At 58.9% G+C, this 15,735-nt stretch carries 14 protein-coding genes; all 14 read right to left on the minus strand.

The annotated features are described in order from the left end of the window. Positions 1 to 48: 48 nt before the first annotated feature. Entirely contained in the window at positions 49 to 1,182 is a 1,134-nt protein-coding gene (gene neuC / locus FPZ08_RS13225) for a UDP-N-acetylglucosamine 2-epimerase (RefSeq protein ID WP_146290452.1), read from the minus strand. Beyond that, the gene (neuB, locus tag FPZ08_RS13230) at positions 1,179 to 2,207 is read right to left on the minus strand and encodes an N-acetylneuraminate synthase (RefSeq protein WP_146290453.1); all 1,029 of its coding nucleotides are present in this window, start codon (positions 2,205 to 2,207) and stop codon (positions 1,179 to 1,181) included. The genes neuC and neuB overlap by 4 nt, the downstream gene beginning before the upstream one ends. Before the next feature lie 21 nt (positions 2,208 to 2,228). After that, positions 2,229 to 3,470, minus strand: coding sequence for a glycosyltransferase family 4 protein (locus tag FPZ08_RS13235; protein ID WP_146290454.1), 1,242 nt, complete (start codon positions 3,468 to 3,470; stop codon positions 2,229 to 2,231). After that, positions 3,471 to 4,601, minus strand: coding sequence for a UDP-N-acetyl glucosamine 2-epimerase (locus tag FPZ08_RS13240; RefSeq protein WP_146290455.1), 1,131 nt, complete (start codon positions 4,599 to 4,601; stop codon positions 3,471 to 3,473). Then, entirely contained in the window at positions 4,598 to 5,704 is a 1,107-nt protein-coding gene (gene wbjC / locus FPZ08_RS13245; RefSeq protein WP_146290456.1) for a UDP-2-acetamido-2,6-beta-L-arabino-hexul-4-ose reductase, read from the minus strand. The genes FPZ08_RS13240 and wbjC overlap by 4 nt, the downstream gene beginning before the upstream one ends. Further along, positions 5,705 to 6,739, minus strand: coding sequence for a polysaccharide biosynthesis protein (locus tag FPZ08_RS13250; protein ID WP_146293150.1), 1,035 nt, complete (start codon positions 6,737 to 6,739; stop codon positions 5,705 to 5,707). Between the two features lie 20 nt (positions 6,740 to 6,759). Further along, positions 6,760 to 8,184 (minus strand): glycosyltransferase family 4 protein, encoded by a 1,425-nt coding sequence (locus FPZ08_RS13255; protein WP_186766989.1) that lies wholly within the window; start codon positions 8,182 to 8,184, stop codon positions 6,760 to 6,762. Beyond that, the gene (locus FPZ08_RS21985; RefSeq protein WP_186766990.1) at positions 8,124 to 9,383 is read right to left on the minus strand and encodes a hypothetical protein; all 1,260 of its coding nucleotides are present in this window, start codon (positions 9,381 to 9,383) and stop codon (positions 8,124 to 8,126) included. The genes FPZ08_RS13255 and FPZ08_RS21985 overlap by 61 nt, the downstream gene beginning before the upstream one ends. Before the next feature lie 99 nt (positions 9,384 to 9,482). Then, positions 9,483 to 10,943 carry a hypothetical protein gene (locus tag FPZ08_RS13260; protein ID WP_146290458.1) on the minus strand — a complete coding sequence of 487 codons (1,461 nt, stop codon included), beginning with the start codon at positions 10,941 to 10,943 and terminating at the stop codon, positions 9,483 to 9,485. Continuing rightward, positions 10,944 to 12,170 carry a lipopolysaccharide biosynthesis protein gene (locus FPZ08_RS13265; RefSeq protein ID WP_186766991.1) on the minus strand — a complete coding sequence of 409 codons (1,227 nt, stop codon included), beginning with the start codon at positions 12,168 to 12,170 and terminating at the stop codon, positions 10,944 to 10,946. A gap of 38 nt (positions 12,171 to 12,208) precedes the next feature. Continuing rightward, positions 12,209 to 13,309, minus strand: coding sequence for a DegT/DnrJ/EryC1/StrS family aminotransferase (locus FPZ08_RS13270; RefSeq protein ID WP_186766992.1), 1,101 nt, complete (start codon positions 13,307 to 13,309; stop codon positions 12,209 to 12,211). Then, positions 13,309 to 13,770: an acyltransferase gene (locus FPZ08_RS13275; protein ID WP_146290461.1), complete on the minus strand. Its 462-nt coding sequence runs from the start codon at positions 13,768 to 13,770 to the stop codon at positions 13,309 to 13,311. Before FPZ08_RS13275 ends, FPZ08_RS13270 begins: the two co-directional genes overlap by 1 nt. Next, a complete protein-coding gene (locus FPZ08_RS13280) occupies positions 13,767 to 14,828 on the minus strand; it encodes a Gfo/Idh/MocA family protein (RefSeq protein WP_146290462.1) in 1,062 nt (353 codons plus the stop codon). The genes FPZ08_RS13275 and FPZ08_RS13280 overlap by 4 nt, the downstream gene beginning before the upstream one ends. Positions 14,829 to 14,931: 103 nt before the next feature. After that, positions 14,932 to 15,651, minus strand: coding sequence for a class I SAM-dependent methyltransferase (locus FPZ08_RS13285; RefSeq protein WP_186766993.1), 720 nt, complete (start codon positions 15,649 to 15,651; stop codon positions 14,932 to 14,934). Between the last annotated feature and the right edge of the window lie 84 nt (positions 15,652 to 15,735).

The raw sequence follows: 15,735 nt of genomic DNA on the forward strand, positions 1-15,735 counted from the left end.
ACCACCACTGTCGCGTGGCCGCCAGCACCGATCAGGGTCACGTCGAGATCAATAGACATTCACCTTGCCCAGGATTTGATCCAAGGGGGTCTCCCGCAGATAACGAACGATACGCGGCGCCGCCTGACCATCGCCGAAAACATTGCTCGTCCTGCGCGACTGCGACCTGGCCTCTGTGATGGCCACGCGAATGGCCGCCGGGAATGGTAGCACATCGATAACATTACTGTTGCGCTGACGCAGCATCTGACGACTGCCAACATTGACGACCGACGTACCGAATGTCGCCGCTTCGATAATCCCGCTGCTGGAATTGCCCAACAGCATGCGGGCATGGCGCAACAGAGCCAGATAGTCGTTGCGTGGAGCATGGGTCACCAGCTTGACCCGCCCCGCCTTTTCGGCGGCGTCCAACGCCGCAAGAATAGGTGCGCTGCCGGCATCGGAATTTGGCCGAAAGGCGAGCACCTGCGTATCCTGCTCCGAGAGTTCGGCGATCAGGACATCAACCACGCCAGCCCCTGCCTCAGCCTCTTGCAGCACAGGATGATAGAGCAGAAGTGCTAGTTCCCTTTGCGGATCGAGTCCATAGCGCGGCAGAAGCGATTCGGCGGGTTCGCTGGCCAACTCGACAATACCGTCGAGTCCAGGGGCGCCCACAACATGGACGCGATCGGCCCGTTCTCCCATGCGAACCAGACGGTCGGCGCTTTCTTCGGTCGCCACAAGATGAACATCGGACAGTTTGGAAATGGCATGGCGTACGGGTTCGTCGACAGTGCCGGAGCGCTCGCCGCCATGAATGTGGAAAATTGGAATATTGAGATGGATGGCCGCCAGCGCCGCCGCGATCATTTCGCCACGGTCACCCAGCAGGAGCACCGCATCGGGCTTGAAAACCTGTAGTGCCGCAACGATGCCGGTCATCATCACAGCAATATTACCCGCCATCCCGGCGCCGTCGAGCTTGCCATCCGCCACAGGAATTCTGGCAACGATAGGCAGGCCTGCGCGTTCGATGTCGCCCACGGTCATTCCAAACATCGGCGAAAGGTGCATGCCCGTCGCAATGATGCCCAGCTCAAGATCAGGGCAGGCATCGATCTGCTGCAGGCAAGCCTGCATAAGGCCGTAATCGGCTCGCGTACCGCTTATATAGCATATGCGGCGGCACTGATTCATTGCAGATCCGACCAAACCACGGTTTCGCCAGCTGCAATCCGGCGGGCGGTACGCCGGCCATAGACTTTGTCGAGATCGGCGGGGGGGATGCCAGTGCCGGGGCGTAGCAGAGTAATATCCTCCGCGCGGACGGTGGCGTCCGCCTCGATGTCACGTACTGCCGTCACGCTGCGGCGCACAAGCGCCCGGATCGGCACTTCGGATGCCGTAGGTTGCTTCACGCCATCCCCAAGAGCCTTTTCGATATCGCGTATGGCGCGAACCAGCGCCTTCAGTTCCTCCGGATCCAGCGACGCGCCGTGGTCGGGGCCGGGAAGCGATTTGTCGAGCGTAAAATGCTTCTCAATGGTCTTCGCGCCCATCGCCACGGCGGCGGTCGAAACGGCTATGCCCAGCGTATGATCCGAATAGCCCATGACAGCGCCGGTAGCATCGGCAATGGTCTGCATAGCCCGCAGATTCACGTGCTCGGGCATAGCCGGATAGTTCGAGGTGCAGTGCAGAATAGCCAAATCGTTGGGCACCGGGACGATCCCTGCGGCTTCCCGCGTCGCCTTGATTACGCTCACGGCGTCCACCACCTCTTCCAGCGTCGCCATGCCGGTGGAGACGATCAGTGGCAAGCCAGACCGCGCCATGTGACGCAAGAACGGGGTATTGGTCAGCTCGCCCGAGGGCACCTTAACCCGCTTCAGGCCCAGAGCGACGAGAAAATCGAAGGACCCCTCATCGAAAGCCGTCGACATGAATTCGATGCCCCGCGCGTGTGCGCGCTCGAACAGAGCATGATGCAGTTCCTCGGAAATTTCCAGCGCCTTCAGCATGTTGTACTGGTCGCTGTGCCCCGTGGCCGCCCTCTGGTATTCAGCAGTATCGGCGCCAAGTCGGGTCAGCTTGTCGGCCGAAAAGCTCTGGAACTTGATCGCATCGGCGCCAGCATCAGCCGCGACATCGACGAGCCGCAGGGCCATGTCGGCATTGCCATTGTGGTTCACGCCGGCCTCAGCAATGATGAACGTATTCATGGGCACAAATTCTCCGAAGCGCTAGGCCGTATGGGCAGGAGGAATGCGGCCTGCCGAGATATCATTCAAAATGACTTCAATACGATCAAAGAGCGCATCCCGGTCAAACTCGCGGCTCGCATAACGACGCCCATTTTCGCCCATTTCCTGACGCACAGCCGCAGGCGTGGCAATCATGGCAAGGACGGCTTCGGCCAGATCGTCGGAATGGCCAGCCGCAACCGCTAGACCAGCCCCCGCTTCGCCTACCACTGCCGCTCCCTCCCCATTTAACATGGCGATGATGGGCAAGCCGGCCTGAAGATAGCTCTGTATTTTCCCCGGTATAGTCATGGCAAATATCGGTTCGTCCCGCAAGGAAACGAGCAGGGCGTCGGCATGACGCTGGAACGACGGCATCCTTTCGAGCGGGAAGCGCCCGGGCATCAACACCTGCTCGGTCAACCCAAGCCGCGCAACCTCATCACGCAGCCACAGCGCCTTGCGTCCGTCGCCGACAATAACCCAACGAACCGGTCGATCACGCAGCCTGTCTGCAGCATCGAGAATGGCCGGAAAATCTTGGGCCTCGCCGACATTGCCGGTAAAGACGATCGTGAAGAGATCAGGCGCTGGCGGTATTTCCGGAGCGGCATCGGCAGTTTCGGCGCTGCCGGCTTCGTCCGGCCAGCTCGGAAAATAGATCGCGCGGCGTTGATCTTGAAGGTAGCGGCGGATTTCGGTCACGAAGCTGCGCGATTGCCCCAGAACCACGGCGGATTGCCGATAGATGAACCGAACTAGGAGGGCAATGGCGCCCAGGATCGGACGTGAGCGCACGGCACCGACGGCGATCAGGGATTCCGGCCACAGATCGAGAACCCAAAAGGCGACCGGGGCCTGCTTCAGCCAACCCAGAGTAATGGCGGGTAGACCGACCGTTACCGGCGAGGGCTGGAAGACGAAGATGGCGTCGAACTTCCGGCCCCGCAACACCAGCGGTCCTAGGAATATGCCCGAAAGCGCAAAGATGAGATAATTGAGCGCGAGCCGCAGACCACCCCTGCCCCGCGCAAGCATTGGGACGCGAACCACATCCGCGTCAGCGAAGCGCGAAAAAGCTTCCGGCTCCGCGGCAAACTCCGCAAACACCTGGCCATCGGGATAATTCGGCCGCCCGGTCAGCACGGTAACCTCGTGACCGCGCGCGGTCAGTCCAGCGACCAAGTCGTTGATACGGAAAGTCTCCGGCCAAAAATACTGGCTTATTACGAGTAAGCGCACCTAAATAATCTCTCGCCACACGGTGCGCTTCACATAGTCCCGGTAGCTCAGCACGATCCGGACAACCTTTTCCGAAACATTGGGCACCATATAGTCGGCCACCGGCAGCAGGGTGCGGGTCTGGCCGCTTTGCTGCGATGCAAGGATGGACAGGCCCTGCCTGACCCGAGACAAGTCGAGGCCCGTCATCATGACCGATGCCTGTTCCATCCCTTCGGGCCGTTCGTGGGCCTCCCGAATATTGAGTGCCGGAAAATTGAGTATAGAGGATTCCTCGGTGATTGTGCCGCTATCAGACAGAACCGCCTTGGCCCCTGTCTGCAACCGCGCATAGTCGAGAAAGCCGAGCGGCTTCAGCAATTGGATCGGACGCTCGAACCGGACGCCCGCTTCGTCGAACCGCTTGCGCGTACGCGGATGGGTGGAAACAATGATCGGCAGATCGTAGTCGGATGCCAGGCCGTCGAGCATGCTCACGAACTTCCGAAGGTTGATCTCGGAATCGACATTCTCCTCCCGATGCGCACTGACGACAAGATAACGTCCTTCTGTCAGCCCGAGGGTTTGACAGATGGTCGAGGCGTCAATACCTGCCCGGTAATGGGTGAGCACTTCATACATCGGGCTGCCAGTCTTGATGACACGGTCCGGCGGGATACCCTCCCGCAGCAGGTATTCGCGTGCAATGTCGGAATAGGGCATGTTAATGTCGGCGGTATGGTCGACGATGCGGCGATTTGTTTCCTCCGGCACGCGCTGGTCGAAACACCTGTTGCCGGCTTCCATGTGAAAAATAGGAACATGCCTGCGCTTCGCGGGGATAACCGACAGGCACGAATTGGTATCGCCCAATACCAGCACGGCATCGGGTTGGCGCTCGGCCAGCACCTTGTCGAAGGCAGCAATGATCTTGCCGATCGTCTCCGCAGCACTTTCTCCGGCAGCCTCGAGAAAGACGTCGGGCGGACGGATCCCCAGTTCGGCAAAAAAAATGCCGTTCAGTTCATAGTCGTAATTCTGCCCCGTATGGACGAGGATGTGTTCGAAATGCTGGTCCAACGCCGCCAACGTTCGGGACAGCCGGATAATTTCAGGCCGGGTACCAACCACGGTTATGACACGCAATTTCATGGCACCTTTGCGGAAAAAGTGTCGGGGCGTTCGGGATCGAACAATTCATTCGCCCAGAGCATGCAGATCAGCGTATCGCCGCCCGTATTAGTAACGTCATGCGACCAGCCGGGCACGGTTTCAACGACCTTTGTGTCCTCGGCGCGCACCTGAATTTCGGCATACTCGCCCGTCACGATATTGCGAAATCGGAACAGAGCCTGGCCTGATACGACCAAGAATTTTTCCGTCTTGCTGTGATGGTAATGCCCGCCACGCGTTATGCCGGGATTGGCGGTGAAGAAGGAGACCTGTCCCGATTGCGGCGTGCGCAACATCTCAACGAAGGTTCCGCGTGGATCGGTATGCTTCGGCAAATCATAGGCGAAATGTGTTGCATCGAGGAAACTGAGATAGGTCGCGTGCAGAGCGCGCGCGAGCCCGGTGCCAACCGGACCCACCAACAGCGACCGGCGACTATCTCGAAACGCCTTGATTTGCTCGGCCAACGCACCCACCGTCGTGCTGTAAGTAGGCCGCAGCATATCGTCCGAGCGGCGGGCCGGCTGGGCGATCAGCGCGACGATGATTTCGACCACATCGTCCACATAGATGAGTTCCAAGGGAGCAGAGGGGTCAGAAATGGCGATTGGCAAATCCCGCGCAATATTGTGGCAGAATGTCGCCACCACGGAATTGTAGTTTGGTCTTGACCACTTGCCGAAGACATTGGGTAACCGCAGAGCGTGTATCGGGGCGCCGCTGCGTCGCCCATAATCGACCAGGATATCTTCCGCGGCGCGCTTGCTGAGGCCGTAAGGCGTATCGTTGCCTGCCTGGGTAGACGACGCATAGATCACCGGCGCCGCTTTGCCCAGGGATCTCAGAGCGCCCGCCATCGCTTGGGTCATCCCGGCATTGCCTGCAGCGAATTCCTCCTCCTCCTTCGGCCGGTTGACGCCGGCCAGATGTACGACGACATCCGCGCCGGTCAGCGCCTGCTCCAAGGTTGTACCGCGCAGGTCATGCCCTATCACCACAACCGGGATTTTCAACTCATCCAGCCGGAAGCGGACATTCTTGCCGATGAAACCACTGGCTCCCGTTAGGGCTATTCTGGTCATCTAGACGCCCAATCCGGGCGAGCGCCCTTCACGCAAATCACGAATGAAATCGAGACTTTCCAGCAGACTCCGCATCCCCGCGACATCCAACCGCCGCGTATTCTCCGAATTATAGTCATGCGCCGTCGAAATGTCGGATCGGCCGTCCTCGACATAAGGGGCATAGTTGAGGTCGCGCTGATCGGCCGCGATGCGATAATAATCGCCCAGGTCTTCTGCCCGCGCCATCTCCTCGCGGCTTAGCAGCGTTTCGTAGAGCTTTTCGCCATGCCGTGTGCCGATCACTTGGATGGGGTGATCGGGGATTTCAAGCACGCCACCCATGGCCAGCGCCAAATCTCCGATCGTGGCCGCCGGCGACTTCTGCACGAAAATGTCGCCGTTATTGCCGCGATGAAAGGCGAACAGCACCAGTTCCACCGCATCCTCCAGACTCATCATGAAACGGGTCATATTCGGATCCGTCACCGTCATCGGTTTGCCGTTCAAGATCTGTTCGGCAAATAGCGGGATGACCGAGCCGCGCGATGCCATGACATTGCCGTAACGAGTGCCGCACAGCACCGTCCCACCGCCCCCCAGCTCTCGGGACTTCGCCACCATGACCTTTTCCATCAGGGCCTTGGACATACCCATGGCATTAACTGGCAACACCGCCTTGTCGGTGCTGAGGCAGATGACCTTTTTCACACGGTTGGCATTGGCTGCCTCAAGCACATTATCGGTACCGATGACATTGGTCTTGACGGCCTCCATCGGATGGAATTCGCACGATGGCACCTGCTTGAGTGCAGCGGCGTGAAAAATGAAGTCCACGCCACGCGTCGCCGTCAGCACGCTGGCATAGTCGCGCACATCGCCAATATAGAACTTCAGCTTGGAACCGCCAAAACGCTTGCGCAAATCGTCTTGCTTCTTCTCATCCCGGCTGAAAATACGAATTTCGCGCAAGTCGGAATCGAGGAATCGCTCAAGGACGGCGCTACCGAACGATCCCGTTCCGCCGGTGATAAGAAGGCAGGACTCTGCAAACATCGAAGACATAGTACTCATTGTTACCGCCCGCGTTTTGGCAGGGATTGCGCGAACTCGCTACCCTTTTTCCTTGACCCACCGGTCTGGTCCGACGACAGGACGCGGCGGTAGATCGCCAAAAGATGCTGCGCATTGGCGGAAATATCGAAATTCGACCGCGCCAGCTCGCCAGCCGCAATGCCAAGGCGCGCACTGTAGGCCCGGTCCTCGGCCAGCAGAGCAATGGCATTGGCCAACTGGCCCGCATCGCGCGGATGAATGGCGATCCCGGTAACCCCGTCGACCAGCGTATCGGCCAGCGGAGCAGTAAGCGCTACGATGGAGGGCACCTCCGAAAAGGCGGCTTCGAAGATTGGCCGACCTGGCGCGTCATAATGGGAAGGGAAGCAAAGCACATCGAAACTGCGATAGACGCTGGCGATATCGGACTGGAAGCCCACCAGATGCACATTCTTTCCTAGGTCATGCGCCGCAATTTCGGCTTCGATTTCCGCCCGCATGTCCTGTGCCAGTCCCAGCCGTTTGAGGATGCGCGCCTTGAGTCCCTTGGAAGGGCGCGCATCGTCGCCGACGAGGATGAATTCGACATCCACCGCCCGCGCCTGCAGTTGCCTGGCGGCTTCGATTAGTTCAGCCACGCCCTTGACGCGCAACAGGTTGCCCACAAAGCCAACCTTGAATGAACTGCCCCTTAGCGGCAAAGCAGCAATGGCCGCATTGGTTTGCTCAGCCACTTTGGGCAGAAAACCATTGTGCACCACATCGACGTCCAGCACGGCAGGTAGGCTCGCTCGCACCGTCTCGTCGATGGCGACGACAGCCGCCGCGCTATCGAGAAGCCTACGCAGCAGGGCGCTACGAAGTCCCCTGCCGTCCTTCTGCATGACAGAGCGGACATGAACTATGACCGGTGCTCGAAACAGCCAACGGGCGAGCAGCAGTGGTACAATGGCCGTGACCTCATTTGCGTGGATCAAATCAACGTCACCCCAAGCCTTGCGGGCGCGCAGTAGGGCTAGGACGGTCGCGGGCAGAAAAGCGATCTCCCGCAGCAGGACCAGCCAGCGCAATCGCCGGTAGCGTCCATACCTTGTGTGGTCGAACTGGCTGATCCCCCTGGCGGCGATCACCGGCCCGATTTGCGAGAAAAAGGGAACGACAGTGCCCTTCTGGGTGACGAAATGAGACTGTACAATTCCCAACGGCAAGGCGCGCAGAGCCTCGAACAGGCTGCGCGATGCGCCACCAAACGCCCCTATCGTATGCAAGTGGAGTATTCTCAAGATCAACCCTTTGGGGTTCGTGAAACGATGGCAAAAGCCCGGACGCCAGGACAGTGTGCTGCCTTCCAGGGAGATGTTAGGCCCCTTCTCGTCGCGCAGCCCTAGCCGACTTCTCGCCGGTAAGGAAATCTCCGGTTCGCCAGCGCTCCAAAAATGATCCATTCGCCAGACACCCAGATCAACATGAGCCACAGGGTTATCAGGCCTGTGATTGCGGAAATGTGGAGCAGTTCCGCCAGACCGCCGCCAATAATCCATGCCATCACGCCGACAATGGCATACGCGGCGGCTGTCGTCGCCATAACATAATTTCTCGCCCCGATCTTGTTGTCCAGAAAGGCGTGAATGGCCACCATGACTGCCCCGCAAAGGACGGCAAACATCCCGAGACCGACAATTCCGCCGGCCAGCAAGCCCTCTGAGAACACATGGGCGGAGCCGTTATGGCCCTGACGGATAATTTCCTCGGCCGGGAAACCGGCCAGATGCGTCGCCAGAAGGCTGAAGTGAGCCTGCACCCATTCCAGTGGCTGCGCCCGTGAAATTCCAGTGACCATTGTGAAAAAACGATCACCCGGTATGGTCAGAAGCGTATCGACATAAGGCGGGAAATCGACTCCCAGCCGGTACTGCCCCCATAGACTCCACGCAATATCACCCTGCAGGACGAACAGCCTGTTAACCATGGCCTCGACCAGATTGCCGCGCTGCCAGCCGAATTGCAGATAACCTATTGCGATCAGAGCCGCGCCGCCGACAACGACCGGCACCAGTGTCAACCAGCGCGCGGACCAGAAAAAGATAATTACCACGGGCAGAAAGGCTATCACTATGCCGGCCTTGTAGCCAAAAGACAGCGCGATCAGGGCGACGCATACGGCCACGACCAGCACATCGACCGACCAAAGCCTTTGCCCGGCGGCGTGTCGCACCGCGATAAGATAGGCCATCAGGCCCGGTGCGTAATATTTGATGACCAGATAGCCAACGGGCCCTAGCCCGCCCATCGATATCCTGAACTCGCCCGACCCCACGGAACCGGCAATCGTATGAATACCCCCCATCACAAAGAGGGCGAAGAGCGTCATCGGAACCAATAGCACCAGCACGCGCCGGCCAACCTGGCGCGTGTCGGGCGGCATGTTGAAAAAACTCTGCTGTCCCAACCGGCCGAGCGGCGTGAAACGCGCCAGCAGGAAGGCCGCGAGAAAAGCCAGTGCACCGAAGCAGGCAAAAGCCGGCGCGGCGCCATTGGCATAGCCGCTCGTCCAAGTAGAGCCGGAAAAAGCACCCTGCTCCACCATGATAATGCCCACGAGCGGGCAGAAGAAGGTCGCCGCGAGAATGAACCTCAGAACCATATGTAAAATCCCGACTCGTCACCCCCTCCCCGACCTAACTTCTTCTCTTCCTCATTGCTAGCCCCAGACGGACGCCTTTCCTTGCGCGTCTGACAGCGATCAGATACCTACGCCTTGCGCCTGAAGAAAGCGGGCATAGTTGTCCTGCCAGTTGTCGGCCCATATGGCTTTGGTCAGGCTGGTCGCTGTCTGTTCGGTTGCCGCGTCAAGCAGCCTCAGCAGGTCATCGATGGTCCGAAACAGCGCGAACGAGCCATCGGGATAGTTGAAGCGGGTCTTGGCGGTATCACGCACCAGAATATGAGGAACGAGACCGAGGGCCTCGAAGGCGCCCGTCGTGACTTCACTCACCACGGCCAGCGCGGAATCGAAGGAATCGTAAAGATCAATATTTTCATCAAGCACCACCCCGGTGGGCAGTTGACCCCGCCAATCCCGACTGTCACGCTCTACAGGATGGGGGCGGAACACTACGCGCATCCTCCTTGTGGTCAAGGCCTCGGCTATTTGGGCGGCTAAGTCGATAAAAATGTCGGCGTCCACGCCATCGCTGAGCACGAGGACATCCCGGCGCGCAGACGCGTCTAAGCCAATCCCCGACCTCTTGGTCATGACGGCAGATCGATGCGGGCTGCCTATGGCAACTGGCACCACCGGCAATCGAAACTTGTCGTTCCACCAGGGCCCGAAGGTCAGCAGGTAATCCGGCAGGCAGGATTTGTAGGCCTCACTACCCGCCAATTCGGAACCGATATTATAGGCATCCATGCCCTTAGAAATAAGCCCATGCTGGTGCTCCGCCGTGACGATGCCCATTCTTCGAGCGGCCACGATGGGCGCTACCGATGCCCCTCCATAGCAACCACCGCCCTTGAGCAGCAAGCGCGTGCCCAGCCTGCCGAACAATCGGCCATACATGGCTAGGGTGGCCGGCAGTGCGGCCGAAACTTCCGCCAGTTTTCCGATAAGCATATGGCGCTCTCTGACCGCCATCTCCCATCCAATGCTGTCCCTGGCCCGGCTATTTACCAAGTCCACCAGTGCGGTGGCCGCAGAGTAATCCGCCTTTCGCACGAGCGTCTTGCCCAGCATTACGCTCCACGCCATGGAAGGAGCATTGTAGCGGATGCGCTCGAAATGGCGCGGCCCCGGATAATGCCAGTGCAGATCATCTTCCACGACGCAGCTGATATCGGGATAGGCCATGGCGAAATGGTCGGTCAATCGGTTGAACCATCGCCCGTCACGCGCCCCACCGCCCAAAGCAGTCGACATAAGCGTGATCCGGCCTTGGGGTGAAGGCGAGAAGGTATTGTGAAGTACGTAGCGCCCCATTGCGGCAAAAGCCTTGCCCGGCTGGCCTAGTGTTACCCGCTGACCAGCCAGATCGCCGGAAAAGAGCAGGTCACCCAAAATTTGGCGCAGAAACCGTATACGCACCAGCGGCCACATCGGAACGCCCGTATCCCTGGCTTCGAAGGCCATAAGCTCTCGGGTGTCTTCGAGAACCAGGATGTCGTCCAGCGTGAGTTCGGGTACTTTAGCGGCCAGAAAAGGCATTCACCCTTGCCCCGTCAGGGCCCGCAGCCAGGGCATGGGGCGAGCCCGTTGCGCTGCAAACCAAGTCAATAGGAACAGGGCAAGTTGTGATGCGGCAAAGGCCTGTGCAGCGCCAATGGCGCCATTGAGCGGCAGAAGCACATAAGACAGTCCGACATTGAGTGCGCCGCACGATATCGTTATGAGGGCCAGCCGCCCTGTCTGCCCTGCATAGAACAGATAATTCGTGACCATCAGATACATTCCTCCGAAGGCGAAGCCCAAAGCCGTGACGCCGACGATCGGAGCGGCGGCCTGGAAAGCCTCACCCACCAGCAAGGGTAGGATAAAAGGAGCGAGCCAGCCAACCAAGATCGCCCCTGCAAGCAGGGCGGTAGAATAAGCATATGTCATACGGACCGCAGCGATATCGCGTGGATAGTCATTGATACGCAAGGCCTCGATGAGCCAGGGAGCGTAGGCGCGATTGACGGATTCGGTAATCAGCCTGATAGCCAGCCCGATTTGCACCGAGACGAAATATATGCCGGTTTCGGCGACACCAAGCATACTGCTGATCATGAAACGATCCGCCATGGCTAGCAACATGCCGCCCAGCACATGCGGTATTAGCGGTACCCCGTAGCGCAGTGCGTTGAGCACATAATCCTTCTTAACTTGGCGCCCGATCAACCCACTGCGGAACAGGCTGATCACTGCCAACGCCCCCACGCCGCCGGCCGCTATTGCCATTCCTGCCGCCCGCCCCTGCCAGGCAAGCCCCAATCCAACGACCAATGCCAGCGTCAGCGCGGCATCTCCAACAGATTGCGAAATTCTGAGCGCACCGAAGTGCCAGGGTTGCTTTGCTGACTGCCATATGCCCAATCGCACTTGGAGAACGAACTGCACCATTGCAACCAAGGTCGCGATCACAAGCCAGGATGTGGGCAGATGCGTGACCTGCTCCAGCCGGTCCGAGAACAGCAGCACAACGAGCATCAGCACAGCAGAACTCGCACCCAGAATCGCAAAACAAGACGTCACATAGTTGGGGAAATTCAGTTCGTTGCGTTCGAAATACCGGATACCGGTCGCTCCGTAGACGCTGAGGCCAGCCAACGCGCTGAGCGCCACGATGGTCACGGAAAACATACCTACGCGACCATAGTCCTCTTGACTGAGGATCCGCGTAAGAAGGGGCATAAGCAAGAGCGGCACCCCCGCCGCAACGGCGTTGGCGCTCATGTAAATCGCAACCGATCCCAGCAGGGAACGTGTGCCAGTCATGCGGTGAAGAAGTCGCGAACAGCTTCGCTGACAGCAGTCACATCCGACAAGCTCATATGTTCGCCGATCGGCAGACTAAGAAGTTGACTGTCCATGGCGCAGACATTGAGCGCCTCCCCGTGCTGTGGATGGTTGCGATAGGCTTTCAGCCTTGGCAACGCGGTGGGGTAATGCACGCCCGTTTCAATGCCACGCGCCTTGAGGTATTCCGCCAGCTCCAACCTTCGCCCTGTGCGGATGACGAAGAGATGATAGACCTGACGCGCCCAGTTCCGGCGGACAGGCAAGGTCACTTCTGCAATATCGGCCAGCCCGACGAGATAGCTGTCGGCCAGCGCAATCCGCTTGTCGATCCAGCCTTCCAGATGCGGCAACTTGGCACTGAGAATGGCAGCCTGCAGCCCGTCGAGGCGGGAGTTTCGCCCCTCAAACTCATGGTCATACTTCCCGACCCGGCCGTGATTGGCAATCATCTGCGCGCGCCGGGCGAGCCCAGCGTCCTGAGTGGTCAACGCCCCCGCATCGCCGAAAGCACCCAGATTCTTGCCCGGATAAAAGCTCCAGGTCGCCAGGTCACCGCATGTCCCGACATTCTGACCGTTGAACTTGGCGCCATGCGCCTGGGCGCAATCCTCGATCACCCGCAGGTCATGCTCGCGCGCTATAGCCATCAGCGATTTCATGTCGCACGGATGGCCATAGAGATGCACCGCCATCAGCGCTCTGGTCCGCGGCGTAATCTTGGCCCGAACGCTTTCCGGATCAAGCGTGTAGCTTCCCGCATCGGCGTCGGCAAACACAACGGCGTGCCCGGACCGGGATACCGCTTCCGATGAGGCGATGAAGCTGTTGCCCGGAACGATGATCTCCGAACCCGGCGGCAGGTCGAGCGCTTCGATGGCGATTTCCAGCGCGTCGGTGCCGTTGGCAACACCCACGCAATGCGCCACGCCAATCCAGTCTGCAAAGGCCTGCTCGAACCTGGCGACATGGGGGCCGCGGATGAACGCACTATTGGCGATCACATCCGCGATGGCCGCGTCCACATCGCTCTTGATGGACATGTACTGAGCATGCAGGTCCAGAAACTTTATCATCATGCTTTCCTGAGCAGGCGGGCTGGGTTTCCGGCGTAAACGCCGGCCACTTCGATTGCCCTGGTGACGACAGCACCTGCGCCGATTACCGTATTATTACAGATTGAAACCGGCAGAATTGTCGCATTGCTGCCTATGGAAACATTATCACCCACGATCGTGCTTCGCCATTTTGCACGATCTCCCCGCGCGGGCCCGCCATCCTCGAAAAGGTCATTGATGAAGGTGACACCATGGCCGATGAAACAGTCGCGGCCGATCGTCACCAGTTCGCAGATAAAGGTGTGGGACTGTACTCGTGTTCCCGCCCCGATGGTGACGCCTCTCTGCACCTCGACGAAGGGGCCGATGAACACACCGTCGCCCAGCACGCAGCCATAAAGATTGCTGGGCGCGGTAATGGTGACGCCCACCCCGCATTCAACATCGACGACGCCGATGTCACGTATCGCCGGGGTCATGTTCTGGCCAGCCCCAATCTGGTCTCATGACGCCCCCCAAGCTTGATCTCACGCCCGGTTTCGATCGACTCATAGATCGCATTTATGAGTTCCACGCTGCGACGGCCGGCCCGCCCGTCGACCAGATGCGGCGTGCCATCAGTGAGGCTGGCGACGACGTCCTCGTAATAGGCCTGATGCCCGAAGCCATAGACATTGGGCGGGTTGACCGAGAATTTCTCCATCACGGCATCGTCACCGTCCTGCGCGGTCACAAAATCCCAGACCTTGAGCTTGTTGACGGCAAAGCCGCCAATCTCGACCGAGCCGGTTTCTCCTAGAATGGAGATAGACCCTTCTAGATTATTGGGTCGCACGGCTGTAGTGGCTTCAATAATACCAAGCGCGCCGCTCGTAAATTTGAGCACCACCGCAGCCGTGTCTTCTGCCTCGATCCTCACGAGCGCCGTCGCACTCCGCGCGAATACGCTTTCCACCGGCCCCATCATCCATTCCAGCAGATCGACATGGTGGCTGGCCTGGTTGGCCAACACCCCGCCATCAAGCGCCCATGTTCCGCGCCATGAGTCCTGATCGTAATAAGCCTGGTCCCGTGTCCAGCGAACACGAACCGTCCCCAGTACCAGCCGACCGAAACGTCCCCGCTCGAGTGCCTCGCGCAGCTTTGCTACCGGCACATTGAACCGATTCTGCTTGACCACGAACAGCTTAATGCCAGCATCGGCGCATGCCTTGATCATGGCATCGGCGCTTTCCAGCGTCAACGCCATGGGCTTTTCCACAACGATGTGTTTCCCATAAGGAGCCAGCGCCAGAACGTGGTTCGCATGGTTGCCACTTTCAGTCAGCACGACCACAACATCAGGGGCAGTTGCCTGCATCATCTCGTGCATATCGGCGAAATGAGGCACCTTGAAGCGCTCGCCATGGCGACGAGCCTTCTCCACAACCACATCACTGACCGCCACAAGCTTAGCGCCTTTGATCGCACCCAAGCCCAGCAGTTCGGCATGCCTATTCGAAATGCGTCCACAGCCAACCAAGGCAAACCTGATCATTGGGTCTTCAAACTCCGACACTGGCTAACCACCCCGCAAAACCGCATGGTGGCAAACGACGCCGTTGATGCGCCTTGCCGCTCATAAAAACAAGAATGGATTGCTAGTTCGCTCGACGGACAACCATGAAGTAGTGATTGATCAGCAACTTTAGGCCATTGGTCAGTTGCCGCGGATTGTCGCCGGTCGCTACTGTCCAGGTACGAACTGGATCATCGGCCTGCTCCAGATCCAACCCAATCTGGAAGGGCACGAACGTTACCTTCCAGCCGAGCTCTTCTACAATTTCACGGATAGTCTCGAACGAATAGACGCTCCAGCCCTGCTCCCAATGCCCTGCAACACGATCACGCCGCTTCCTGTGTGTGACTTCGATATCGCAGCCAAACTCGTTCAAAGGCGACAGAACCACCAGCATTCCGCCATCCTCCACCATCGCTGTCAGATTGCGCCAGAAGCGCTCCAACTGCGCAAAGCTGAAGATCGACATGACCCCCATCGCGGTCACGAGATCATATTTACCCTCGGGAACGGCGTCATCGACCACTGAAACCCGCGCGAAATCGGCCGTCGGAAACAGGCGTCGACCCGTTTCCAGCAATTCCTCGAAAACGTCCCATCCCACCGATTTGTCGATCGGGAAACGGGAGCGAGCATAGGACAGCAGCTCGCCGGTGGCACAACCAACATCAAGGTGACTGCGCGGTTCGCTCCGCATCTCGATAATTTCAGCCAGGGCTTTAAAGGTTTCCTTCGGCTCCTTGGCCCAACCCTCCCGGATGTAGTGATGGTGATTCTGGTATCGGGCATCTTGGCCGGGCATTAGCGTGTGGAACTCCATTCACACATGGCTTTTTGCACGACTATATGTTGCGGGGCCTGCTTCGTCATGTGGAAAGCACGCAAG

The sequence above is a fragment of the Devosia ginsengisoli genome, assembly GCF_007859655.1.
GTDB lineage: Bacteria > Pseudomonadota > Alphaproteobacteria > Rhizobiales > Devosiaceae > Devosia > Devosia ginsengisoli.